At 58.2% G+C, this 24,436-nt stretch carries 27 protein-coding genes, 1 tRNA gene and 1 pseudogene; 8 read left to right on the top strand and 21 right to left on the bottom strand.

From position 1 onward, the window contains the following. Positions 1-69: 69 nt before the first annotated feature. Positions 70-282, top strand: coding sequence for an RsmA family anti-sigma factor (locus IEW73_RS11415; protein ID WP_188674734.1), 213 nt, complete (start codon positions 70-72; stop codon positions 280-282). 92 nt (positions 283-374) lie between these two features. Here the strand turns inward: IEW73_RS11415 and IEW73_RS11410 are convergent, their stop codons facing one another. Further along, positions 375-620, bottom strand: a complete 246-nt coding sequence (locus IEW73_RS11410) for a hypothetical protein (protein ID WP_188674731.1) — start codon at positions 618-620, stop codon at positions 375-377. Between the two features lie 197 nt (positions 621-817). On the opposite strand from IEW73_RS11410, the gene IEW73_RS11405 reads away from it, so the two are divergent. The 4 genes from IEW73_RS11405 to IEW73_RS11390 all read left to right on the top strand — a co-directional run bounded on the left by IEW73_RS11405 (position 818) and on the right by IEW73_RS11390 (position 3,553). Continuing rightward, complete coding sequence (locus IEW73_RS11405) at positions 818-1,051, top strand: hypothetical protein (protein ID WP_188674729.1); 234 nt, start codon at positions 818-820, stop codon at positions 1,049-1,051. Further along, entirely contained in the window at positions 1,048-1,386 is a 339-nt protein-coding gene (locus tag IEW73_RS11400; protein WP_188674724.1) for a hypothetical protein, read from the top strand. The genes IEW73_RS11405 and IEW73_RS11400 overlap by 4 nt, the downstream gene beginning before the upstream one ends. A 296-nt stretch (positions 1,387-1,682) precedes the next feature. Next, positions 1,683-1,844 (top strand): hypothetical protein, encoded by a 162-nt coding sequence (locus IEW73_RS11395; protein WP_188675203.1) that lies wholly within the window; start codon positions 1,683-1,685, stop codon positions 1,842-1,844. Then, positions 1,841-3,553, top strand: coding sequence for a DEAD/DEAH box helicase (locus IEW73_RS11390; RefSeq protein WP_188674721.1), 1,713 nt, complete (start codon positions 1,841-1,843; stop codon positions 3,551-3,553). The genes IEW73_RS11395 and IEW73_RS11390 overlap by 4 nt, the downstream gene beginning before the upstream one ends. 336 nt (positions 3,554-3,889) lie before the next feature. Here IEW73_RS11390 and IEW73_RS11385 read toward each other — a convergent pair whose 3' ends face one another. Then, the gene (locus tag IEW73_RS11385) at positions 3,890-4,915 is read right to left on the bottom strand and encodes a DUF4352 domain-containing protein (protein WP_188674718.1); all 1,026 of its coding nucleotides are present in this window, start codon (positions 4,913-4,915) and stop codon (positions 3,890-3,892) included. 260 nt (positions 4,916-5,175) lie between these two features. Here IEW73_RS11385 and IEW73_RS11380 point away from each other — a divergent pair, with 260 nt between their 5' ends. Then, entirely contained in the window at positions 5,176-6,258 is a 1,083-nt protein-coding gene (locus IEW73_RS11380) for a PDDEXK family nuclease (protein WP_188674715.1), read from the top strand. Positions 6,259-6,351: 93 nt separating this feature from the next. Here IEW73_RS11380 and IEW73_RS11375 read toward each other — a convergent pair whose 3' ends face one another. After that, positions 6,352-6,975 carry a DUF6998 domain-containing protein gene (locus IEW73_RS11375; protein WP_188674712.1) on the bottom strand — a complete coding sequence of 208 codons (624 nt, stop codon included), beginning with the start codon at positions 6,973-6,975 and terminating at the stop codon, positions 6,352-6,354. 817 nt (positions 6,976-7,792) lie between these two features. Here IEW73_RS11375 and IEW73_RS11370 point away from each other — a divergent pair. Further along, positions 7,793-7,987: pseudogene (locus IEW73_RS11370) on the top strand (ABC transporter ATP-binding protein); the annotation flags it as partial. A gap of 69 nt (positions 7,988-8,056) precedes the next feature. Here IEW73_RS11370 and IEW73_RS11365 read toward each other — a convergent pair. After that, the gene (locus IEW73_RS11365; RefSeq protein ID WP_188674709.1) at positions 8,057-9,370 is read right to left on the bottom strand and encodes an ABC transporter substrate-binding protein; all 1,314 of its coding nucleotides are present in this window, start codon (positions 9,368-9,370) and stop codon (positions 8,057-8,059) included. Positions 9,371-9,556: 186 nt separating this feature from the next. Further along, a complete protein-coding gene (locus IEW73_RS11360) occupies positions 9,557-10,258 on the bottom strand; it encodes an ANTAR domain-containing response regulator (RefSeq protein WP_188674706.1) in 702 nt (233 codons plus the stop codon). Positions 10,259-10,526: 268 nt separating this feature from the next. Between IEW73_RS11360 and IEW73_RS11355 the strand changes: the two genes are divergently transcribed. Continuing rightward, positions 10,527-10,603: transfer RNA gene (locus IEW73_RS11355), tRNA-Leu, on the top strand. A gap of 152 nt (positions 10,604-10,755) precedes the next feature. Here the strand turns inward: IEW73_RS11355 and IEW73_RS11350 are convergent. From IEW73_RS11350 to hisF, 16 genes are all read right to left on the bottom strand, one after another. After that, positions 10,756-11,511 carry a potassium channel family protein gene (locus IEW73_RS11350; protein ID WP_188674703.1) on the bottom strand — a complete coding sequence of 252 codons (756 nt, stop codon included), beginning with the start codon at positions 11,509-11,511 and terminating at the stop codon, positions 10,756-10,758. A gap of 63 nt (positions 11,512-11,574) precedes the next feature. Next, positions 11,575-11,964: a hypothetical protein gene (locus IEW73_RS11345; protein WP_188674700.1), complete on the bottom strand. Its 390-nt coding sequence runs from the start codon at positions 11,962-11,964 to the stop codon at positions 11,575-11,577. Positions 11,965-12,038: 74 nt separating this feature from the next. Next, positions 12,039-12,788, bottom strand: coding sequence for a thermonuclease family protein (locus IEW73_RS16565; RefSeq protein WP_206050390.1), 750 nt, complete (start codon positions 12,786-12,788; stop codon positions 12,039-12,041). A 116-nt stretch (positions 12,789-12,904) separates the two neighbouring features. Next, the gene (gene pyk, locus IEW73_RS11335) at positions 12,905-14,323 is read right to left on the bottom strand and encodes a pyruvate kinase (RefSeq protein ID WP_188674698.1); all 1,419 of its coding nucleotides are present in this window, start codon (positions 14,321-14,323) and stop codon (positions 12,905-12,907) included. Between the two features lie 79 nt (positions 14,324-14,402). After that, positions 14,403-14,894 (bottom strand): DUF2752 domain-containing protein, encoded by a 492-nt coding sequence (locus IEW73_RS16640; RefSeq protein WP_188674696.1) that lies wholly within the window; start codon positions 14,892-14,894, stop codon positions 14,403-14,405. Positions 14,895-14,896: 2 nt separating this feature from the next. Next, a complete protein-coding gene (lgt, locus tag IEW73_RS11325) occupies positions 14,897-15,892 on the bottom strand; it encodes a prolipoprotein diacylglyceryl transferase (protein WP_188674692.1) in 996 nt (331 codons plus the stop codon). A 70-nt stretch (positions 15,893-15,962) separates the two neighbouring features. Further along, positions 15,963-16,778, bottom strand: coding sequence for a tryptophan synthase subunit alpha (gene trpA, locus IEW73_RS11320; RefSeq protein WP_188674690.1), 816 nt, complete (start codon positions 16,776-16,778; stop codon positions 15,963-15,965). Continuing rightward, positions 16,775-18,070 carry a tryptophan synthase subunit beta gene (gene trpB / locus IEW73_RS11315; protein WP_188674687.1) on the bottom strand — a complete coding sequence of 432 codons (1,296 nt, stop codon included), beginning with the start codon at positions 18,068-18,070 and terminating at the stop codon, positions 16,775-16,777. Before trpB ends, trpA begins: the two co-directional genes overlap by 4 nt. A gap of 66 nt (positions 18,071-18,136) precedes the next feature. Next, positions 18,137-18,952, bottom strand: a complete 816-nt coding sequence (gene trpC / locus IEW73_RS11310; protein WP_188674684.1) for an indole-3-glycerol phosphate synthase TrpC — start codon at positions 18,950-18,952, stop codon at positions 18,137-18,139. A 59-nt stretch (positions 18,953-19,011) separates the two neighbouring features. After that, positions 19,012-19,686 (bottom strand): TIGR02234 family membrane protein, encoded by a 675-nt coding sequence (locus tag IEW73_RS11305; RefSeq protein WP_188674680.1) that lies wholly within the window; start codon positions 19,684-19,686, stop codon positions 19,012-19,014. After that, on the bottom strand, positions 19,683-21,251 hold the full coding sequence (locus IEW73_RS11300) for an anthranilate synthase component I (RefSeq protein WP_188674677.1): 1,569 nt from the start codon (positions 21,249-21,251) through the stop codon (positions 19,683-19,685). The genes IEW73_RS11305 and IEW73_RS11300 overlap by 4 nt, the downstream gene beginning before the upstream one ends. A gap of 42 nt (positions 21,252-21,293) precedes the next feature. Continuing rightward, positions 21,294-22,145 carry an alpha/beta hydrolase gene (locus IEW73_RS11295; RefSeq protein ID WP_188674674.1) on the bottom strand — a complete coding sequence of 284 codons (852 nt, stop codon included), beginning with the start codon at positions 22,143-22,145 and terminating at the stop codon, positions 21,294-21,296. 25 nt (positions 22,146-22,170) lie between these two features. Beyond that, on the bottom strand, positions 22,171-22,938 hold the full coding sequence (locus tag IEW73_RS11290; RefSeq protein WP_372433585.1) for a dioxygenase family protein: 768 nt from the start codon (positions 22,936-22,938) through the stop codon (positions 22,171-22,173). 132 nt (positions 22,939-23,070) lie between these two features. Then, complete coding sequence (locus tag IEW73_RS11285; protein WP_188674668.1) at positions 23,071-23,250, bottom strand: tautomerase family protein; 180 nt, start codon at positions 23,248-23,250, stop codon at positions 23,071-23,073. 30 nt (positions 23,251-23,280) lie between these two features. Beyond that, the gene (hisI, locus tag IEW73_RS11280) at positions 23,281-23,649 is read right to left on the bottom strand and encodes a phosphoribosyl-AMP cyclohydrolase (protein ID WP_188674665.1); all 369 of its coding nucleotides are present in this window, start codon (positions 23,647-23,649) and stop codon (positions 23,281-23,283) included. Beyond that, positions 23,646-24,419: an imidazole glycerol phosphate synthase subunit HisF gene (gene hisF / locus IEW73_RS11275; RefSeq protein WP_188674663.1), complete on the bottom strand. Its 774-nt coding sequence runs from the start codon at positions 24,417-24,419 to the stop codon at positions 23,646-23,648. Before hisF ends, hisI begins: the two co-directional genes overlap by 4 nt. Between the last annotated feature and the right edge of the window lie 17 nt (positions 24,420-24,436).

Raw genomic sequence — 24,436 nt, 5'->3', positions numbered from 1 at the left:
CCAAGTTGCGCCCCGGCCACCCCCCCATAGGCCGGGGCGCAACGCATATCTTCTCTGGGAAGGACGTCGATGCTCACGAACGGGGCACCAGATGACGATGACACACCGCCTATTCCAGACGGTCCACCGTACTCAGAAGAATTCCTGGCACATTTTCACGGAGGAGTTTATCCCGACGATCAAACCTTGCTGGCTAGCATCTACGCGGACCCCGACGCCGTCGCCTTCCTTCAGCACCTGGAGAACATCACGGACCAACTCCGGCGCCTAAGACCGAGCTAGGCCTGCCCTGCATCTCAAAGTAGCGCTGAACGGCAAAGGCGGCGTTCGCGCCTACCCAGTCAGGTGATAGAGGTCGCCTGATTCTTGTGGATCTAAGTGCGCCCCATAATCCACGCTACTTCTTCTGCGGCATCGCGGGCGCGAAACTCATCGACGATCATGCGTGCTTGAATGCGCAGGGTTGCGATGGTGTCGGAGTCGAGTTCTTGATCAGGATTGCTGTCGCGCCACCAGGTGAACATGTACTGCGCTTGATTCTCGACCTCCGTCTCGTACACCGAGCCAGTGGGAAGCCGATCCGTCGTCGCGGGCGTATTGCCGGGGTTATGTGCACTCATGGCGATTTTTCTACCCTGCGGGTCTGTCAATCTGAGGATCAACTCAGAGTGCCGCGGTTGATCGCGAAGTCGCGTGGCAACACTTCGGTTGGCGGTGTTTCGTTGGTAGTAGACGCACCGCAGAGAATGTCAGATGTCCCTGTAATACTTCCTCGGTACAGCAGAGCCGTAGAGCTTGTAGACAGGAGTTCAGTACCTTGACAGATCACCAGAACCGACTGGAACTACGTGATGAGAAGCGATCACGGCAGACAATGTGGCTTACCTTCGGCGCGATTTTTCTGACTTTCTCAGGTGTGTTGACGATCATCGGCGTGCTAGCAGGATGGAGCGAAAGCCCTATCGCACTGATTGTGTGGCCAGTCATTGCCATCACCTTCATGTGGACCATCAGGAACATGATCATCAGGAATGCCGGACGATCGCAGTGACCACGCGACTTATTGAGCATGCCCAGACAGCATCGGAGGCAATCCGTGCGATTGCACACGACACTCCTGATGTTCCTTCTGCGCCGGAACTCTATGACGTACTAGCTGACCTCAAATACGTTCCGCATCGTCTTCCGGATGCGCTGACAAAGTTTCGGCAAGCACTGGTTCGTTCACTTGATGAACTCGACGTTTTCGACGATGCGCGCGATCCGCAGGACAGCGTTTCCCGGTGCAACGCACACCTGGTGACGGCGGCGGAACTTCTGGCTACCGCCGGAGAACACCTCGAAAAAGCGCAGGCGGCACTTTCAGCTCAGGGCTACCGGTCCTGAACAAGTCCAGTTCACCGGTGTCGCACAAGTAGAAGCTGCGAGCACTGAGCAGCAAGTAGCCTAATTAAAGCGCGTGCAGCACATTCTCCCCCGATGGCTGCACGCTCCGGGGAAGCCGACGTACGACGGTTTCCCCATCCCCCCAAGTTGCGCGTCGGCCACCCCCCATAGGCCGGGGCGCAACTGCTTTTACGCGAAGTGGGCATAGAACGCTCACTACCACGGCTGGTGATACAGCCACGCCGTCTGCGGTAACGAAAAGCTTGTATCAGCTGTCGTTGCGGTTGGATGAGGCTATGAAGTTGAAACGTCGGGTTTTGCTGACGACGGTGTCGGCACCCCCGCCCGCACCTGCACCTGCACCTGCACCGAAGCCGGAACCTGCCCCAGCCGTTGCGGAGAAACTCGATGCCGAGTTCGCTGCAGAAGCGGTTAATGTCGACGACCCCTGGTCATGACACGCGCCACACGAACAAAGCGACCCACCCGGCGAAGCCGAACCGTCAAACCAGCGGACATCCCCACCGCAGGAACCGGCCAGCGCATATGGGTTCTCGATGTGCCCTTCAAAGCACCCGCTGCCGGGGCCCGCTACTACGCGGGCATCAAATCGTATGCCTATGTGGGGGCGACACTTCCCGCAACACTCACCGTCTTCGCATCAAAACCGTACTCCTACCAGCGCTGGGTCGAGGACAACCTCAATGGCACACACAGCAGTGGCGCTACCGCGTCCCCGAAAACCCCGCGGGTAGAGCAAATCGATGCTGCAAAAGCGATTGCCCGCGCCGCCCACGCAGGGTGGCGGGGTTTTTTCCTTGCCGACGACCCAGGACTCGGAAAAACCGGATCGGCGATCCTTGGTGCTAAAGCGGCATTGAAAATCCTTGGTGGTAACACCATTTTGATCACGGTTGATCGGCCTGCTGCCATCACGATTGCTGCGTGGCGTGATTCCATTGCCGCGTTCGGCGACGGCGGGCACCGCTGGTTAATTATATCCCCTGACCAGCTGAAAAAACTGTTAGCCCGCAACGGGCAACCAAAGCATCACTTCGATGTGATCATCAACGATGAGGCGCAGCAATTCCGGCATTTGAGCGCACAACGTACTCAGTACCAACGACGGGTGGCTAAGCTCAGCGCCCCGGCGGGAAAAGCGCCGTTCGTCATCACATTGACCGCCACCCCCGGGCATCACCCCGGCGAGTACACCTACCTGTCGTCGTTGCTGGCTCAAATCCATCAAGATCCACCAGCTGAGTGGTCGAATCTCGGTGCGAAACTGGTGGCTTTGGGGTTGCCACTCACCCCGGGGTGGGATTCCGGGAAATGGGCATGGAACGAGGACGCGAAAGCTTCCCCAGTTCTGCAAAATGAGGCGGTCACGCGTGTGCGGCAGTGGATGACCGCTGCGCGGCCACCGGTGATGTTGCACCGCGACGCACCGTGGGGGCCTGCACCGATCGACGGGTTGCCGGTCGACTTCACCCCAGAACAGTGGGCGTCCTACCACCAGGAGTGGGGCGATTTTCAGCGCGAGATGCGGCTCGCACGAAGCGGTAATGACACTGCCCGTGGTCGTGCGGCATTGATGCGTTTTCGGCAGAAAGCCGGGATGTTGCGGGCAGCGCAAACAGCGGGGTTGGTTGCGGCCCATGTCGGTCGCGGCTATCAAGTTCTGGTGGCGGTGGAGCTCGTGACCACGGCGGCGGATCCGGTGGCGGAACACCTTGAGCGACTCGAAATTCCGGTTGCCCGCATTTACGGTGGAGGTGCTGACTTGGAAGCGGAACGTCTTCGTTTTCAGCGCGGGGATGCGCACGTGGTGGTCTTCAATACCGCTTCAGCAATCAACTTGCAGGCGAACGAGCTGATGGCTGATGGTAGCCGCGCCACCAGTGCGCAGCGGATCGGGATTTTTCATCAGCCTCGGTACTCCGGGATTCAGGCCAGGCAAACCATTGGGCGTGCTCATCGTGACTACCAGGTGTGTCCGTGGAGTTTGCTGTATGCCGCGGGCACGGTGGAGGAAACCGCCGCAAAAATCATGGTGGACCGACTGGTGGTGACATCAAATAGTGTGGATGGTGACACTGGGGCGTTGCATAAGATTGCGGCGTTGTTCGGCGCTGATTGGCTCCCGGACAGCACACTCGAACCGTAGGTGCATCCGTTATGTTTTGGGCAACAGACACATAACACAGAACACACACCATGCCTGTCTACCTGGCATGTATGTATAATAAAATACGTAATCACTTTCGAGGGGTTACACAAAGCGCAGGTACTGACGTCCCACTTGTGAGGATGCGTTCTGCGTACGCTCACCAGGGTCTTAGGCCCGGTGGGGGTTGACACTCCGAAGCGAGTAGGCCCGCCCTAGTGCGGGCCATACTCATATCTACCCATAATTACCTTGTGACTGGCGAGCGCATCACCGGACGATGACCGCTTCGGCAAAGACAAGGCGTAAAACCTAAGACCCTGGTGGCGATGTGGGTTAGCCGATGTTGAATCGGCCAACGTCTGTTTGGCTGAAATCCCCGCGATGGATGGTGACCTGCCACGTTGCTCCGTTGAGCTTCGAGCTCGGTGCAGCGACACACACGTTGCCGCTGACGCTGTTACCTGGTGCCACGTCGGTGTAGGTCTCCAACGAATCCGGAACCACACCGCAGTACGCGAAGTTGCTGACCAGACCGTTCACTGTGCCGCTGGAATCGATCAGATCGAAATAGGTCATGATTGGGCTGAGATACCCATTCGTGGTGTTAGTCAGGGTCACATAGGCCATGACGAACTGCTGCCCGGAGTCGGGTCGGTCGTTGTACGGGTTTTCTGCGAGGATGTCGGCGGTTGCATCCATCACTGTGCGATGGACCGTTACGTCCCAGTCGCCAATCCTGTGGGTTTCACCGACTGCGGCGACCGTGGAGTCGTCCGAGGAACCGCTACCTGTCATATCCGGTGTTGTTGCATCATCGGTGCTGACAAACTGGGTGGGTAGAGGATCAGGTTGATTCGGGAATCCTTCGCGGGCTTCTTTGAAAAAGCCGACGAAGTTCACGACCAGATACAGGGTCAACGCGATACCGAAGAGCATGGCCCCGCCGCCGCTGATGATGCCCCCGATCGGCAGCGCCTTGTTTGAGGCTGTGCCCGACCGAATCAGGTACAAGCCGATCACACCGAGGACGACAGCGACAAAGCCCACCGCGACGCCCAACACTGAGAACGCCAACACCAGTGGTACGGCCGCCAACCCTGTCGCTAGCGCGGCGATACCAACACCATTACTGTGCCCCGCAGTGTGCGCCCGGTACGGATGGCCGGTCGGATAGTTTCCCACACCGGCGGAGGTGTAGGGGTTTGTGTGGTGCGGGTGCGACGCCCCCCACGCAGGCGCGGCGGGTTGGGATTGGCTGTAGTCCGGACCCGTGGGCTGCTGCCACTGCGGCGGCGTGTAATAGTTGCCTGGCTGCGGCGAGCTGGTGCCATTGTTCGTCTGATTCTCTGGTGTTGTCATCGTGGTGTCCCTCCCCCGACAACCCATCGCGACAAGCACTTTGGGTTGTTTCCCTATCCCATCAGATGCAGCGTGTGTGCATCGTTGTCTGAAAGTTAGATGCGCACAAACACTAAAAAGTGTCACCAGAACCAAAACTTCCGAATGTAACGACCGCCACAGTCAACCGCGCCCGCTGGCAGGTCACCTCCTGCATGATGGCTTCATGCGGCGCCGATACGGACACGTAAAACCTAGAACGAAACACTGTGGAGGCACTGATGTTCGTGTTCACCATTGACGGACCTGAAGCTCAGCCCATGCAGCAGGCGTCGCTGAGCCAACTTGGTGTGCTCGAAGAAAAGCATCTTGAGCAATGGATTGTCACCCACCCCGGCGTGCTCGGTGACGACATCAAAATCATCGCGACACAGTACAACTCGTGGTCCTCGGACTTCGGTGACCTGACTAAAGAACGGCTCGATGTTCTCGGGCTGGACAGCTCCGGACAAACGGTGGTGGTCGAACTCAAGCGGGGTTCTGACTCTCGCATTCATTTGCAGGCGATCACCTATGCCTCCCTAGTGGCGGGGTTTACGAAGGAAACCCTCGCCGAGGCCCACGCCGACTACCTCAATAAGTTGAACCCCACTGGTGAACCGATTTCGGCAGACCAGGCGATGAGGATGCTTACAGATCATGTCGTGGATGAGTGGGACGAAGTTGTGCTCACCATTCCGAAGATCATTTTGCTGGCCGAAGATTTCACCGCGCAGACCTACACCACCGTCGAGTGGCTCACGAATCTGACGGACTCCTTGGTCATCGAAATGCATACCGTCAATGTGTTCGTCACCGCTGACAGTCCATCGCAGCGATGCGCAGTCTTTCGGCGCCTCTACCCTGTGGTAGATCCGTCTCTACGTATTCTCACACCCGACAGCGCGGCAAAGGCGAACGCGGTGGCGGAAATAATTGCTGAAAAGAAGGTGCAATCCCGCGCGGCACGTTCCGCCCACATCCTCTTCGACCACTCCGCGATCGCGGAAGGTTCCACACTGCAGTTGCGTGTACGTGGTTCCATCAGCCTTGACCTGGCTGAACAGATAGAACAGTGGATTGTCACAGACCCTGCCCGTGGTGAGGCTGTATGGGTTCGCAACCGGCAAAGCCCGCTACGGTGGCGAGCAGATCAGGAATACGACCGGGTGTGGACACCGACGGCTCTCGCCAAGCACATCATCGAACAGGCCACTGGCATTGCGCGTGATGCTGTTCCTGGGGGCGACGTCTGGTATCTGGGTGAACACAACTTACTCGAGCTCGCACGGCGGGCTTATGCTGCAGGGGCTCCCGCGGACTAACCACCAGTTGCAGCCTTGTGTGGTCCTCAAAGTTCAGGTAGCAGTAGTTCTTTCGGGCGGGCTCCGAACGGTGCCCACCTGTCGACCAACCCCTTAGGAGTGAAGGCGATGGTAGGCAGGTACAAGGTCGACGATCTCCACGCCGGGGTGCTGACGCAACGCGGCGGTGACGCTAATGATGCGGCCGTTGACGTATGCGCGGTGGCTGAATTGTTCCTCGACGGTGTTCCTCGACATCCGTAGTGCTTCGATGACGTGGAAGTCTTCATTGAAGATCACCACCACAACAAAGTCGTAGTCACTGTCGCGGATGGGGCTCAGGTTCCGAGACTTGGTCGTGGGCGTTAGTCGCATTCCTTTGACCTGAATGCGGTGACCCTCTGGTGAACGGATATCCCATCCGGCTTGGCTGAATCCTCCGCGTTCGCCGCCGTAGTACTCGTGCACGATTGCTTCGGCGATGTCTCCCACTGGATTGTTGTTGGTGCGGACGACATCACGATGCCGGAGCTCCCGCATGATCGCGGCCCACTCTTGTAGGAGTTGCGGGGTGCTGCGCGTGCTCGGGTCGTACCCAGGGTTGGTCACGGTATCTCTGTCTCTCGTCTCCGGGGCGTCGCGTCCAGTGGGACCGGTTCCACGGTAGCGGTTCAGGGTGTGCACTTCGGCAGATTCCGGGGAGCATCGTCGGCGACGGTGATCAATGTTCGGGGCCACCGCGACGGTTTGTGGGGCAGGGTCGGGTGGTGCACATACCTTTCGCGGGTATTGCCGATAATTTGGAAGTAACGTCTATACCATTTGCGGGACAACATCTTTGGGGTCACCAACCCACTCGCTGCCCATACCTTCACGTGACGTTGAACTGTGAGGATGTCAGATATCTCCGAGGAGGACGAACATTAGTTCGCATAATAGTTTGCCGCCAAGGAGGATTCGTGACCGCGATCAGCCGGATTAGCTCAGCTGCCCCGTCTGCGTCCTCAGCGACACGACAAGATTCCGAGCGCAATACGGCGCGAAACTACACAAGCAATTGCGCGCCAAAAAATTCACATCGCCTATGAGTCAACCAATTGTCACTTCCTCGCCTGGTGCTCCGAAGGCGGACTGGAAGCCATGCCTGCCGCTGGACCGACCATAAACGACTAATTACTATATTTCGGGGATCCCAATGGAAACCTACCTATACAGCTGGAAAAGCTCTGCAGCATGGGCGAACGCTTAGATCCTGCCGATTTGAGAATCTACGGAACACCGATCGATGGCCGCTGCAGCCACGCTACGCACTACCGACCACCTGACTAAGCAATTATGCGCTCCACATTTTGTAGTCCAATACACCGCTGAGACTGCCCATTCGATAGAGGTTGCTACCTGTACCGGGGTGACTAACATCGCGCATATCGCCGACATCCACGGAAATGTGCCCGTCCTCTAAGCTGTGCTTGGCGTACTGGACCAGAAGCGTCCTGACCTCGTGATAGATCTGGGTGACATCGTCTCGGGTGGCGTTGATCAGCGGGCAACAAGGCATGCGACGGGCGTTTCCATCATCATGGTTGAGCAAAATGCGCGTCGCTGCCTACAAATTTGCGACCGAGGATACGTGCTTGATCAAGGTAAAAATGCCTACACCGATACCGGTCACAACTTGCTGAATGACCCGAAAGTAATCGAGTTGTACCTTGGGACACTTGCGGGCAAGAACGAGCGCGGCACTCACTAGCTCGAAGGCAAGAAACAAAGAAGCGGGGCGGAGCCACTGTGGCTCCGCCCCGCTTTTGTGTTGACTGGATCAGTCGTCGATGCTCACTACGATGTAGTCTTCGACCGGCAGTAGGGCATTGTCCGGCCCGAACTCAAGCACACCGTACGAGCCGATTCCGGGCTCACCTGCTGGCGCAAACTCAAGTTCACCGGTGATGCCGTTGAAGTTGATGTCTTGCCCAGCGGCGATCAGGTCGCGGCATTCAGCAAATGTGGTGCAGTCTTCACCATCGCGTGTGACGCCGTTGATCTCTGAAGCGATATCAACGCCGCGTGTGGAGCCTGCAGCTTCAGCGGCCAGTGCGGTAATAATTGCCGCGTCGTATGCTTCTGCGGAATATTGCAAATCGGACAGGTTAAGTCCGATCTCGGCACCTGTGGCCCGGACACGCTCTTCAAAGTCTGAGCTGAGCGCCGTCTGTGGCGCCGTTCCCTTCATTCCTTCAAGCAACCCCGGTGCTAGGCCTTCGCCCAAGGCGTTACCCATGTTGCCGTCAGTTCCGTATACAAGCTTGTCTTGCGGACCAATGCCGATCTCGGCCATTCGGGTGATGATCCGCTTGCTCTCGTCGAAACCAATCACTGCGATCGCATCAGGGTCAAACTGAGCAATACGATCGAGTTCCGCGTTGAACGACTGCGCATTGGGGTCGTAGATGATGAGTTCGATTTGGTCAGATCCGACGCCTGCTTCTTGTAGGAATCGTTCCGTGTTGCGCGCAAGACCCGCACCGTACGGATCGTTGCGGGCAAGTACAGCGACGCGCTGAACGCCATCGCTGGCCATCATCTGCACTAGGGCTTGCGACTGAAGGACATCGGTAGGAGCTGTCCGGAAGTACAACCCCTTGTCGGGGTAGCACACAAACTGGTCAGAAGTGTTCGCAGGAGAGAACATGACGACACCGGCGTCGACGATCTTGTCGATCACGTTGAGCGAAACACCAGACGATGCGGCACCGATAATGACCTGTACACCGTCAGCGAGAAGGCGGTCGACCGTCTGGTTCGCAATATTTGTTGTGGTGTCGCCGGAGTCACCTTGGTTGATGCTCACGGGGTTGCCGAGAACGCCACCAGCTTCGTTGATTTCCTTGACAGCAAGTTCGGTCGCAGCGATTTCTGGTGGTCCGAGGAAGGCAAGGTCACCTGTTTGAGGAAGCAATCCACCGAACTTCAGAGGGTCCGTAGACGGGTTGCCACTCGCTTGCGCTTGGGGCGGATCGCAATCGGTATCAGCAAGCTGAACTTCGTCGACCCCGTCACTCGAACTGCACGCAGTTAGTGCAAGCGAGGTGGCGCCGACCATAGCCGCGTAGCGCAGCCACTTCTTCTGTGCCATGAATGTGCTCTCCTCGAAACTCAAGGGCCGATCGGGTGTTCGCCACAAAGTTGCGGTGAACGGCTCAGCCTTCCTGGTTCTTGGAATTTATCCACATTCGCGACTATTCGCCCACAAGACGCGCCACATGTCACCAACCCGTAATTTCGGACATACCGTTCTTTACATGGCGGTCAATATGACGCGCTATTTGGCCGTTTTTGGTTTCACAGAGAGGGTATCGGCGACAACTTGAGCAACGACTTTCATGGTGGTTCGACGATCCATTGCTGCTCGTTGAATCCACCGGAAAGCTTCCGGCTCCGACATTCCATGAGCATTCATCAACGCACCCTTGGCACGATCAATGAGCTTTCGAGTCTCTAACCTGTCAGTGAGTTCACCGACTTCTTTCTCTAGCGCCTTCAGTTCGGCGAATCGGCTGGTTGCCAACTCGATCGCTGGGACAAGGTCGCCCTGAGAAAACGGCTTCACCAAATAGGCCATCGCGCCCGCGTCACGGGCACGTTCGACTAGTTCGCGCTGACTAAAAGCAGTGAGTATCACGACTGGGGAGATGCGCTTGGCGGCGATTTCAGCCGCAGCATCGATGCCGTCGCGAATGGGCATCTTGACGTCCATGATGACAAGGTCCGGTGTCAGCTCCTCGGCCAACTCGACGGCTCGCTGACCATCCCCAGCTTCGCCAACAACTTCGTAGCCTTCGTCGCGGAGCATTTCGGTTAGGTCCAGCCGGATGAGGGTCTCGTCTTCCGCAACAAGAACGCGCCGAACCGGCCATGAACCTTTTTGCCCGTCGTTCAATTGTCCCGTTGCCCCGCCTTGGGCTTCGGATGCAATCCCGTCCTTGACCGCTGACTCTGCCTGCACAGACTCGGAGTCCATCATCGACACCGTTCCCCTTCACCGACCGCCGTCAATATTTCCGGCGGCACTTCATAACATTCGCTCCGCTCTTGAAGACTACCGGGCAAAGGCCCTTGCACGCGATGAGCTAGGCAAACTATTCGCATGGCGCAATCCTCGGCTTTGAATGTTTGCGTGTATCCTAAATTTCGCATCGACTGAGTACGACCGACGCGACGGGCGAGTGCGCATTTTGCAGCCGTCATTCGCGTGTACTATCGTCATGCAGCAACGAGCATTACTGCTATATGCCCTCGTAGCCCAATTGGCAGAGGCAACGGATTCAAAACCCGTCCAGTGTGAGTTCGAGTCTCACCGAGGGCACCATAATCTGCAGATGCTTACCCCCTCTTGATACTCCTTCAGTTTCTGCAATGCGCTGTTTGAAGGATTCACAATGTATCGAAGTTCGCCAGATCCAGGGTGACATATCTCACATGAAGTGAAATTCTGGTGGTCGGGTCACAACCGTGAAGTACTTATTCACGACCATTCGAACGGGATGCCTCAATCGCTCGCGTGAGATCAGCAATGCGGCCTTCCAGATCCGCTATCCGATGGTCAACCGAACGGACCTGCGCGCGAGTTGCCGCCTGCTGTGAGTCGTCGTTTTCCGCGACCCTGTTCACAATCGCTGATGCCATCAATCCCGTGATGACACCGATCAAGCTGATACCACCAAACATCAGCAGGACTGCAATAAATCGACCACCTGTGGTCATTAGGGTGATGTCGCCGTATCCGACTGTGGTGACGGTGACAATCGCCCACCACAACGCATCCCCAAAACTGGTGATCTCCGTACCTGGGGCACCTCGTTCAGCTTCGAGAATTGCAAGCGACGCAATATAGATCAAGAGAACCGATGATCCAGCTGCGTAAGTAGCTACACGACCCTGAAGCGTTCGGCCCACCGAAATTTGCAGTCGATGCACCACCACTACAAGACGCAGCAAACGAAGTGGTCGCAGCATAGGTAGTACGACGACAGCGAGATCCAGCAGATGAGTGAAGAACCAACGCACCCGTTGTTCGGCAACGATGAGTCGCGCGAAGTAGTCAATCGCAAAGACCACCCACACCACGACCATCAATAGCTGGGGAACCCCACCAAGTGAAGCATCAGGCGCGAGCACGATTACGGAGTACGCAACCAGGTAGACGAATGCAGCGCCGATGAGGGGCCATTCCGAGGCTGGAATCGAATGCGTCTTGCTCGAATGTCGACGAACCATAGGTGAGATCGTGTCACGATTCCGGCCGATGGAATGCTAACGACGCAGGCTATCGCGGGCGCACTAACGTGATCCCAGTGCGCGGTGTTGTTCGACCCGGCGACGCGCGCTTTCAAGTGTGCGATGCCGATCCCCATCAGGTTCGTGGAAAATCCACATGTCGTAGAACCATAGTTCAGTGGACGAGTCGCCCACTGACCGTGCGATAGCGGCTCCGGTAGTGATCCACCAGAGCGGTATCGTTTGTGCGTTTAGGTCCGAGCGGTGGGCCAAATTTTCGACGACGGTGCGAAGGATTTCGATGGCATCAGGTTGTCGCTCGCACCGGACGAGAGCCTCAACCTCGCAAATGAGGTCCGTGTAGTGCATCCCGTCGATGTATTCCGCAGCTACGGCATCGAACAAGCGGTCGTCAATTGTGTCCCACATCGTTGTAGCACCGTCCAAGTTCATTGGCAGAAATCGGAACCGTTGTATTTTCAGTGTTGCCGATTTGCGCACAAATTGGTGCAAAATTGCAATTGCGGCTACTCAACAACCCCAGCGCACGTATCGGGATGCCACAGTCCACGATCATTATCGGAGGCTGCTCGCTGGGCTGCCTTGAATTCCTCTTGGTAGCGGTACGGCGCCCTGAAGGTGTATTCGTGGCCGTAACCTGCGGCGATCATTTCGTAATTGAATAACCGACCGTCGTCGAACCACACAAATGCGAGAGCACGGCCAAACCGATCTTCGCGTCCCTGAGTGGGATCGAACTCCAGGTACACGGTTTCGCCGTCTAGCAGTTGCTTCGCCCGATCCGATGCCTCTCGCCCGAAGCATTCCACCGGGCGCTGCGGGTGAACGATTTCGGGGGTATCCAGACCGATCAGTCGCACGGACACTGATTCGCCATTGATGAGGACTCGCACAGTGTCGCCGTCAACCACGCGATCAACGCGGAAAGGCCCCTCAACACCCTGAGGCATCGACCCGCCGAAACGAATCTCCGCAGCGTCGCTCCGTGGCAAAGCGCCACGGTCGTTGAGGAATCCCTCTGCCGCATTCTCACGAGACTCGGGCGATTGATCACGTACCGGCTCATCCGTCGCAGTCGACGCTGGTTCGGTTGTGCCTACATCTGTGGCTCGCTCAAACTCCTGAACGGACCCCTCGCCGTAAGGTCCACCGCCTGATGTACCAAACGAACAGCCAGTGAAGATGAGGGAAGCTGTGATCGCAGCCGCGACAGCAGCACAGGCCCGTCGATTGAATGACCTAGCTCGACCCATCATCTCTACTGACTCGCAATCTCACATCGCTGGACACATCGCCGAAGCGCGGCCGCACTCAACATTTGAGTTCACGACCGCGACTTCAACACCATGCCACAGCAGTCTGACAAGAAGTGTCAGTGGTCGTCTTCGCCAATGCGATGCACCTGAATCAGGTTCGTCGAACCAACGGTGCCGGGGGGCGCACCAGCGACGATGACAACCCGATCACCTTTCGAATAGCCGCCAATCTTCAACAAAGCATCATCAACCTGGCGAATCATGGCGTCTGTGCTCTCGACGTAGTCCACAGTGAAAGTTTCCGTACCCCACGTCAGCGATAGCTGGCTACGCACTGCGGCGATGGGAGTCAGCGCAACGAGCGGCAGGTGGGTGTGCAACCGCGCTAGCCGCCGAACAGTGTCACCCGACTGCGTGAACGCCACCAACGCCTTCGCTTCGAGCCGCTCGCCAATATCGCGGGCGGCGTACGAAATCACTCCGCGCTTGGTGCGCGGCACGTGAGTGAGTGGCGGAACCACCGTTGATTCCGTCTCGACCGCTGTGACAATGCGCGCCATTGTGCGGACAGCTTCCATCACGTACTGCCCCACCGAGGTCTCACCGGACAACATCACTGCATCCGCGCCGTCGAGCACAGCGTTGGCGACGTCTGATGCTTCAGCGCGAGTAGGGCGGGCGTTGGTAATCATGGATTCAAGCATCTGTGTTGCCACAATGACAGGCTTCGCGTTCTCACGAGCGACCTGAATTGCACGCTTTTGAACCAGTGGCACAGTTTCGAGCGGCATCTCTACGCCAAGATCTCCACGAGCCACCATGATGCCGTCAAACGCAAGGACGATTGCCTCAAGATTGTCGATCGCTTCTGGCTTTTCGAGTTTGGCAATCACTGGGACACGACGGCCCACCCGGTCCATGATGTCGTGCACAAGTTCAATATCGGACGGAGACCGCACGAAAGACAACGCGATCATGTCGACGCCCAATTTCAGGGCAAACTCGAGGTCCTCGATGTCCTTCTCAGACAGCGCAGGCACAGAAACATTCATGCCGGGCAGCGACAAGCCTTTGTTGTTGCTAACCGGTCCGCCCTCTACTACCCGGCATACAACATCTGACCCCTCCACGGCAGTCACTACAAGGCCGACCTTGCCGTCATCAACAAGCAAACGGTCGCCCGCGCGTGCGTCGGTGCTGAGGTCTTTGTAGGTTGTCGACACGCGGTCATGAGTGCCTTCGCAATCATCGACGCTGATGCGAACCTCTTCGCCACTTGCCCACGTCGTTTGGCCGTCCTTGAAACGCCCGAGGCGAATCTTTGGCCCCTGAAGGTCAGCGAGAATCCCCACATTGCGGCCAGACGCTTCGGCTGCGTCTCGTACAAACTGGTAATTCTCCTGATGGGTGGCGTGGTCACCGTGGCTCATGTTGAGCCGTGCCACATCCATTCCACTATCAATGAGCTGCCTCACCCGTTCCGCGGAACCAGTTGCGGGGCCAAGGGTGCATACAATCTTCGCGCGACGTTTCACACACACCAACATAGTCCGCCAAACTGTGTTGGCTCTACGGTGTCGGGTTAACGAGCAAAGAATTTCTCCACAAGTCGCCTTATCCGCCCGGAACAAACGGGAAATTGGGCAGGTTTCGAACCACGCCCCAGACAATTGCTAGCCCCGTCACCACCGCCGCCGCACGCCACGGCGGCCGGGGTGCGGCACCCCGACGTTTTCGCCACAGGAACCACAATCCCCACAGAACCAGGATGGGCGTGAGCACAAGGAGAAACAGGTTGTCGTTGGCCGCAGCGACGATATCGCCGCGCAGCAGATCGTGCCCCATCCGGAGTGCACCGCAACCTGGACAGTCGAAACCTGTGAGAAGTTTCGTGGGGCAGATTGGATAGATGGAACTGGAGTCGTGCGGGCTAAACGCCCACAGGTACACACATCCGGCTCCGACTACTGTTGCCGCCCCTCCTGCGAATAGGAGAGTCCGCAACGGTGTCCGCCGATGAGAGAGTGTGTGCCCGCACTCACCGCTGGCATGGCTGTGATGCGGTGGGTGCGGATTACTCGAGTCACACTGCCCCGGCGGTGACATAGCTACCGCGGTTCGGTTTCACCGGTGTCGTCGCCTGGAGCGCTCGCATTCTCAGATGCCCCTGAGTCACCGTTTGCGGGGCTTGTCACGACAGCAGCCGTGGGGCTCCGGTGAGCGGCTGGGACCAGCTCTTCAGGCTCTTCCCGCCCCTTCTTAGCAAGGAGAACAAATATCACTGCCCCGGTGAATACGATCGCGGAGGTGAAGGAGTTGATACGAATGCCAAAGATCTCGTTGGCGGGGTCGGCTCGCAGCAGCTCCACAAAGAATCGTCCGAAGCTATAGCCCGCGACGTAGAGCGCGAATAGGCGTCCGTGTCCTAGCCGGAACTTCCGATCAAGCACCACCAGCACGACAACGAAGAAGACATTCCACAACAATTCGTAGAGGAACGTCGGGTGCACAATGTCGACAATCTGCCCGGTGGAGACGCCGTTCAGATTGTCGATTCGTCCCTCACCATCAAGCCTTGTGTAGATCGCCAGGCCCCAGGCAACGTCGGTGCTTTGGCCGTAAAGTTCTTGGTTGAAGTAGTTGCCCAGGCGTCCGATGGCCTGCGCAAGCAGGATTCCCGGTGCGACCGCGTCGCCGAACGCTGGAAGGGGAACGCCTTTGGCGCGGCACCCAATCCATGCGCCTACCGCGCCTAGCGCGACAGCACCCCAGATTCCTAGCCCGCCCTGCCATACCTTTAATGCATCGACAGGGTTCGCGCCCTCGCCGAAGTACTTCTGCCAATCGGTCGCGACATGGTAGGCCCGACCACCCACGAACCCGAATGGGATTGCCCACAATGCGATGTCGAGGACCGTGCCGGGTTCTCCCCCGCGCGCCTGCCACCTACGGTCGCCCCACGCAATGGCAATGATGATGCCAAGGATGATGAACAGTGCGTACGCACGAAGGGCGAAAGGCCCTACTTGCCACACGCCCTGCGGTGGGCTCGGGATGTAGGCGAGCAGATCAGCCGATTGCGCGGCCAAATAGCTCCGGTTCACTGCGGTCCCCTTGTTTTGCTAGTCACGAGTGGTCTGCGCGGTTGCAGCCCTTTCACACGGTAGCGGAAACTCATCTATCTCGTACGCCGGCAGAGAGTTCACGCGTAAGGTCTGCTACGGCGGCAAGCCCTTGTTCCGCGGCAGAAACCAGCGCTGAACCCACGATAACTGCGTCGGCGTACTTGCCGATCTCTGCGGCTTGGGTCCGGTTGCGGACGCCGAGGCCGATGCCAATGGGGATGTCACTGTGCTCACGGATGCGTGCAACGAGCTCGGGAGCTGATGTCGACACTGCATCTCGGGCACCTGTGACACCCATTGTCGATGCGGCGTAGACGAAGCCTCGACTGCGGTTTGTGGTCATTGCAACGCGTTCCTCGGTTGATGAGGGCGCAACAAGGAAGATTCGGTCGAGGTTGTGTTCCTCTGAGGCGGCAATCCACTTGGCGGCCTCGTCCGGGATGAGGTCCGGCGTGATGAGGCCGAGGCCTCCTGCAGCGGCGAGGTCGCGCGCGAAGGCATCGACGCCATATTTGAGCACTGGGTTCCAATACGTCATGACGACGGCGTTGCCACCGATCGACGAAATGTACTCCACAGTCTCGAAAACGTCGCGCACTTTGAACCCGGCCCGCAACGCTGTTTCGGCAGCTCGTTGGATGGTGGGTCCGTCCATCACTGGGTCTGAGTAGGGAATTCCTACTTCAATGATGTCGCACCCTGATTCAACGAGGGCGGCAAAGAGCGCCTTGGATGCTTCTTTGTTCGGGTAGCCCGCTGGTAGGTAGCCCACGAGCGCTGCGCGCTGTTCGGCACGGCAACGATCAAATACTGGGCCGAGCCGCGACGCCTTCACAGCAGTGCTGTTCTGATCAAGGTCTGTCATGATGCGTCCTTATCTACGAGGCCGAACCATTCTGCTGCTGTGGCAACGTCTTTGTCTCCGCGGCCTGACAGGTTCACGACGATGACCGCGTCCCGACCGAGTTCAGGAGCGAGTTTGACTGCGCCTGCGATTGCGTGTGCTGATTCGATCGCCGGGATGATGCCCTCAGTTCGGCACAACAGCGCAAAAGCTTCCATCGCCTCGGTATCGGTTACGGACCGGTACTCTGCACGCCCAATGTCATTGAGGTACGAATGCTCAGGTCCAACGCCTGGGTAGTCAAGTCCCGCCGAGATGGAATGGGACTCAATTGTTTGACCATCACCGTCTTGAAGCAGGTACGAAAACGCTCCATGCAACGCACCCGGTGTTCCACCGCCGATTGTGGCTGCGTGGCGGCCGGTTTCCACACCGTCACCGCCCGCTTCAATTCCAATAAGTCGCACATTTGGGTCGTCAATGAACGCATGGAACAGGCCAATTGCGTTGGAACCGCCGCCTACGCAGGCGACGAGGGCGTCGGGAAGTCGCCCAGTGAGTGCGCGGATCTGGGTTTTGGTTTCGAGTCCGATGATGCGTTGGAAGTCTCTGACCATCAATGGGAACGGGTGCGGTCCCGCGACGGTGCCGAAGCAGTAGTAGGTGTCGTCGGCGTGGGCGACCCAGTCGCGCAGCGCCTCGTTAATAGCGTCTTTAAGGGTTTTGGAGCCAGTTTCGACTGCAACGACCGTGGCACCGAGCAACCGCATACGGGCGACGTTCAGCGCTTGCCTATCGGTATCTACTTTGCCCATGTAGACAACGCACTCGAGCCCAAGAAGAGCACACGCGGTTGCCGTTGCGACGCCGTGCTGTCCCGCACCGGTCTCCGCGATGACGCGTGTCTTGCCCATTTGCTTAGCAAGCAAAGCTTGACCAAGGACATTGTTGATTTTGTGCGAACCTGTGTGGTTCAGATCCTCACGCTTAAGAAAGATTCGAGCGCCGCCAGCGTGTTCAGTAAGGCGTGTTGCCTCGTAAAGCGGAGAGGGTCGGCCCGAGTAGTCGCGATGAAGTCGATCAAGTTCGTTGAGGAAACTTTCGTCAGTACGAGCCTTCTCGAATTCGGCGGTCACTTCTTCGATGACCGCCATGAGGGCCTCGGGGACAAACCGTCCGCCGTAGTCACCAAAATGTCCCGTTGCGTCGGGATCGGACGAGCTGCGTAATGTGAGCCCTGCACTGGCGTGCGGGATATCTGCCCCGCCTGGTTGCGCCGCTGCCTTGAAGTCCACAGGATCTGCCGAAGTCATACTGTCAGTGTGCCCTAACGAGAGTTCGTCTGCGTTGTCCGTACCGTGTCTTACCCAAACCGGGTGTCATCCGTTGCGCGTGGGCTTAGGGCACGATGGATGCGCCCCCGCCGTCACAAGATCAGCAACAGCTGCCCGTGGGTTTCCACTGGTGACCAGTCCCTCACCTACGAGGACTGCATCCGCCCCGGCGCCAGCGTAGGCAAGTAAGTCAGCAGGACCGCGGATTCCAGATTCAGCGACCTTGATGATGTCGCTGGGCAGCCCGGGCGCAATGCGGCTAAAGCAGTCGCGATCCACCTCAAGGGTCTTGAGGTTCCGGGCGTTGACACCAATGACACGAGCGCCTGCTTCGAGAGCGCGATCGGCTTCCTGCTCGGTATGCACCTCAACTAGCGCCGTCATCCCCAACGATTCGGTCCGGTCAAGCAGTGACACCAAGACGTCTTGTTCAAGTGCGGCAACGATCAGCAATATGACATCGGCGCCATGTGCCCGAGCTTCATGAATCTGATAGGGGCCAACAACAAAGTCTTTGCGCAAGACAGGAATATTGACAGCCGCGCGCACCGAATCAAGGTCTGCCAGTGAACCGCGGAATCGGCGTTCCTCTGTGAGAACGCTAATGACTCGCGCGCCGCCGAGTTCGTACTCGCGGGCAAGTTCGGCCGGGTCGGCGATATTCGCAAGCGCACCCTTTGATGGGCTTGCCCGCTTCACCTCCGCAATGACGGCAATACCAGGCTCCCGGAGTGCCGCGGCAGCGTCACGCGGTTCAGGCATGGTGCGGGCAAGTTTCTTCACCGCCGCCAAATCAAGGGCGGACTCTCTGGCGGCGACATCCGCGCGAACGCCTTCGAGTATGGAGTCGAGAACCGTCATCCTGCCCCCACGTGTCCTTTCCTTTGGTAAACCCAACGCGTGTGCGATGAGGTTCACCGTCACTTCTCATCCGCCTGTTCGACGTCACTGCCCGTGCTATCGGACTCAGTGGGATCTTCACCCGCGTCGAGCGCATCCCAGAGCATCCGATCGCTTAATGGTATGCCTGCCGCTGCCGCTGCCGAAATCGCCCCACCTGCGATGTCAGTACGCACTTCTTCTCTTCGTACCGCCGGAGTCTGATATTGCGTACGCGATCCTCGCTGGCGCAGTGGAGAGCGAAACAACAGGACGGCGCCAATAGCACCCATGACAACAGCGATGCAGGCGATGCCAAGCGGCCAATACACGACGGTGATTTCGGCAACTTCAGCTCGGGCTGGCAGTTCTGCGAGTTGCCTGACGCGCGAATCCTGCGCGCCTTCGAACAGCATCCGCACGGGTGCGGCTAGAGCTAGAACGAACAGGACAAGCACTGCTGCTGAGACGATGCGCTGGGCTAACCCACGCGCTACGAGCGTCACTACGAGTGCGGCGCCGATCGCAAGTGCTAATGGCCCAAGCTCGGCGGCCCAAGTAGCACCGATGATAGTTTCGCTGTACACGGGCTGTAGACCGTCTTCGATGGTGGCGCGAAGCCACGGCGCTCGCGATGAAACCCACAGCAGACCCGCCCCGATCAAGGCAAGAGCGAATCCGAGTCGAGGCGAGCCAATAGTTTTCTGGCGGGTCACTCCCGTGGTTCCGTTTCCGTTGGTGTCATGGGTTCAATCGTCGCCGCGGCAGCTACGGCTTTGAGGACGGCCATCGCCTTGTTTCTCGATTCGTTGTCCTCGTATTCCGGCTGCGAATCTGCCACTATGCCACCTCCAGCCTGGACGTATGCCTTGCCGTCTTTGAGGAGCGCTGTTCGAATTGCGATTGCGGTATCGGCATTTCCGGTGAAATCGAGGTACCCAACAATCCCACCGTAAAGCCCGCGCCGAGTAAGTTCGAGTTCGTCGATGATTTCCATCGCCCGCACCTTCGGCGCGCCGGATAACGTGCCCGCAGGAAAACATGCTGTCACCGCATCAAGCGCTGTTTTCCCTTCAGCAAGATGCCCCGATACGGTCGACACCATGTGCATGACGTGGCTGTACCGTTCAATATGGCGATAGTCCGACACCTTCACAGTCCCGGGTGTGCATACCCGGCCCAGGTCGTTGCGCCCCAGGTCAACCAACATGAGGTGTTCGGCGTTTTCTTTTTCATCCGCGAGGAGGTCCTTTTCGAGGAGGACGTCGTCTTCTTCGGACTCTCCACGCCACCGCGTTCCCGCAATCGGGTGCGTCGTCGCGACGCCATCGTGGACCGTCACCAACGCTTCGGGACTCGACCCAACGATGGTGAATGCCGTTTCGCTGGATAGGCATTGGCCATTGTTCGTGTTGTCACTGTCGGCAGGAACTCGCATCAGGTACATGTAGGGACTGGGGTTGGATGCCCTGAGCATCCGGTAGACGTCTAGTCCGTCCGCTTCGGAATCCATTTCAAAACGCTGTGACAGGACTACCTGGAATGCTTCGCCCGCTTCAATTTCTCGGACGGCCTGTTCAACAGCCTTACCGAACTCGCCGCTTGTCCGCTGCCGCACATAGTCAGGTTCAGGTCTGCTGAACATAGACACAGTCGATGCTGCAGGCGCACCCAGAGCTACGGTCATTGCGTCAAGTCGAGCCACTGCTGAGCTATACGCTTCGTCGACCCCGTCGTCGCTCCCATCCCAGTTCACGGCGTTGGCGATCAGCGTAATGCTGCCTTCGTGATGGTCAAACGCTGCAAAATCGGTGGCGAGCAACATCAACATCTCGGGAATGTGCAGATCGTTTTTCGTGTGCTCTGGCAGTTTTTCGAGCCGACGAACAATGTCGTACCCCATGTACCCGACGAGTCCTCCTGTCAGCGGAGGCATCCCATCGATGTGCTCGCTCCCGAGCAGCGAAAGCGTGGATCGTAGAGCGTCTATCGGATCGCCGCCAGACGGGGCGCCAGCTGGCGCGCAACCGAGCCACACCGCTTCGCCGTCCCGCACCGTCAGCGCACAACGGCTCTCTACGCCGATAAAGGACCAGCGCGACCACGAACGACCGTTCTCGGCGGACTCCAGCAAGAAGGTGCCTGCTCGGTTTCCGGAGAGCTTGCGGTATGCGGAGACTGGCGTTTCCGCATCAGCTAATACCTTCCGTGTCACCGGAACTACTCGGTGCTCTGTGGCGAGTTGCCGGAACTGTTCCAGTGTGGTCGTTGAATCGTGCATGCCCCCTATCCTTGCAGCCGACTCTGCCGCCGTCACGACGGGTCATTCCTGCGTGGCGTTAATGCCCACATCTGCACTCGCTTGAACAATCGCACGAACAACGTCTTCACCGCTGTTCAAGGACCGGTCGTTGTGATTGGCACCAGCAATTTCCACTACGTTTGCCCCGGCGACTTCTGCGACGTGTCGGCTGAAATGTGTAGGAACGACCGAGTCCCGGGTGCCCAAGATCACCGTGATCGGAACCGATTCAAGGGCCGGATGCGTGACGTGTTCTGCCACTGGATAGCGGTCTTTAAGCAGCCATCGAACGGGCAGGAATCTGTAGTGGTGTTGGCCAACGTCCGCAAGGCTAGTGAACGGGGACCGCAGAACCATCGCTGCGGGCGGGTACTCGGTGGCCAGTTCTGATACCACCCCGGTACCAAGACTCTCGCCGAAGTACACCACCTGATCGTGTGGAACACCTGCCTCCGCATACAGGTATTCCACCGCTGCGCGCGCATCTTGGGCGAGCCCGAACTCCGTTGGGGAGCCAGGGTTTCCGCCATATCCGCGATAGTCCATGAGAAGCACGCCAAGCCCGTTTGCGGCCAACTCCTGCGCTAATGCTGCCCGGTGCTGACGGTTTCCGGCATTGCCTGGCGCGATGAGAACAACCCCTTGTGTGTCGGGTTCGACGAACCACGCGGAGAGTTCAAGCCCGTCCGAAGTGGTCAGTTCGACTTCCCGCGCACCCGGGATGGCTTCTGCTGCAGTCAATGTTGGTGGTGATGAAGGCAAGTAGATCAGTTGTCGCTGAAAAACCCATGCCGCGGCCACGATTGTCACGTATGCAATTCCGACCACAAGTGCCACGATGAGTGTCCGCCGGACCAATCGTGCGCGTGACATGCCTTTCACTCCCCTGCTGTGCCGCTTAGATGAGTTGCACCGATCGCTTGGCTAGACCCATCCAGTATCCGTCGATAACTTGTTGCGGCACTTGTTCTGGATCGTTCGACGCCCCGAGTGCGACAAATAGTGGGGCGAAATGTTCCGTCGTTGGGTGCGCGTAGGGCATTCCCGGCGCCGAGTTCTGGAAGTTGAGAAGTTCGCCGACATCGCCTGCGGCTAGGGTCTCGTGCGCCCACTGGTCAAACTCGACTGACCAGGATGGGGGCACTGCATCGGCCCTCGGGTCGGTGAGGAATGGAAGGCCGTGCGTGGTAAACCCGGAGCCAACAATCAACACGCCTTGCTCGCGCAGTGGGCGCAAACGCTCGCCGAGTGTGAGTAAAGCTTCTGGTTCCAAACTGGGGAGGGAGATCTGCAGGACGGGGATGTCAGCTTCCGGGTACATGACCGTCAAGGGGACGTATGCACCGTGGTCAAGACCGCGGCTCGGCAGTCGGACGACGCCGTGGGAATGGGGAGTAAGTGACTCGATTTGGTCAGCGAGTCCCGGCGCGCCTGGGGCTGGGTAGGTGACGTCGTAGAACCGTTGAGGGAAACCCCAGAAATCGTAGACAAGCGGCGCAGCATCCGTGGTCGCCCCGATGGTAAGCGGAGCGGATTCCCAATGCGCTGACACGATGAGGATGCTTTTTGGTCGAGGCAGTTTTTTCGCCCACTGCGCCAGTTGTCGAACCCATTGCTGGTCATCAACCAATGGCGGGGCGCCGTGGCTGAGGAACAGTACCGGCATTTGTGACATCACGCCTCCAAGTTATTTGCTTACGCAACTATATCTTGGTGCAACAAAACTTTGCCACCCCACATTCCCCGACCTGACATGCCCACAGCGCGTCAGGCAACAGCACGTCAGGCCCACAGCATGTCAGGCTAGCGGCGTCCCACCGACTCCCCACTGCTCGCGGGGAACCTCGTTAATCACCACCCACACGGCACTTTCACTCTTCCCAGTAGCATCACAATACGCCCTCGTCACCGCTTCAATCGTGGCGCGCTTCTGCTCAACTGACAGGCCTGGAGTCTGCGAAATCTGAATCAACGGCATATATGACAGTCTGCCGGAACTCCCCCGCGATCACGCAAGGAGGGTGCGTTCGTCACCTGTAAAACACGTGTGGACTCCGGTGTGGCAGGCCGGCCCGACCTGATCAACGACAAGCAGCACGGTGTCACCATCACAATCAATGCGCACCTCGTGCACGTACTGCGTGTGGCCGGACGTCTCGCCCTTCACCCAGTACTCCTGCCGACTCCGCGAAAAATACGTAGCTTTGCGCGTAGCCAGTGTGTGGGCGAGGGCATGATCATCCATCCACGCCAGCATCAAAACGTCGCCCGAACCGTATTCCTGCACGACAGCGGCAACCAGTCCGTCAGCATTGCGTTTCAAGCGCGCAGCAATAGTGGGATCTAGCTGCGCATCCCCAGGATCAATTCCGTTCATCGCACCACAATTCCCTCGTCGCGCATCGCACCCTTAACATCGCCGATCGTCAAATCACCAAAGTGAAATACGCTCGCCGCAAGGACGGCATCAGCACCAGCCTTAACCGCAGGTGGGAAGTGTGCAACCTTTCCCGCACCACCACTGGCGATCACTGGGATACCGACCGCCGCGCGGATCGCCCTGATCATCGGCAAATCAAACCCAGCCTTTGTCCCATCCGCGTCCATTGAGTTGAGCAGAATCTCGCCGACCCCAAGTTCGGCTCCCCGAACTGCCCATTCAACTGCATCAATGCCGGTGCCCTTTTTCCCACCATGTGTCGTCACTTCCCAACCCGACCGGGTGTCTGGGTAGCCGTCAGGAACAGTACGAGCATCGACGGACAAAACAATGCACTGAGACCCAAAACGAGTAGACAACTCTCGCAACAATTCCGGCCGAGTAATTGCGGCAGTGTTCACACTTACCTTGTCCGCACCCGCACGCAAGAGGCGATCAACATCCTCAACGGACCGCACGCCCCCACCGACTGTGAGCGGAATGAAAACCTGTTCCGCAGTCCGCCGGACGACATCAATCATGGTGGCACGATCGCCAGTGGAAGCTGTGACATCGAGGAACGTCAGTTCGTCGGCACCCTGCGCATCGTAGGTAGCAGCGAGTTCTACAGGATCACCCGCGTCTCGAAGGTTCTGAAAGTTGACACCTTTCACAACACGCCCGTTGTCAACGTCAAGGCACGGAATGACACGCACGGCGAGAGTCATGGATTCTCCTTGGTTCT

It is taken from the genome of Hoyosella rhizosphaerae (assembly GCF_014643175.1).
GTDB classification, from domain to species: domain Bacteria; phylum Actinomycetota; class Actinomycetes; order Mycobacteriales; family Mycobacteriaceae; genus Lolliginicoccus; species Lolliginicoccus rhizosphaerae.
Note: the sequence above shows the minus strand (reverse complement) of the source record. Positions and strands in the feature narration are given on the sequence as shown.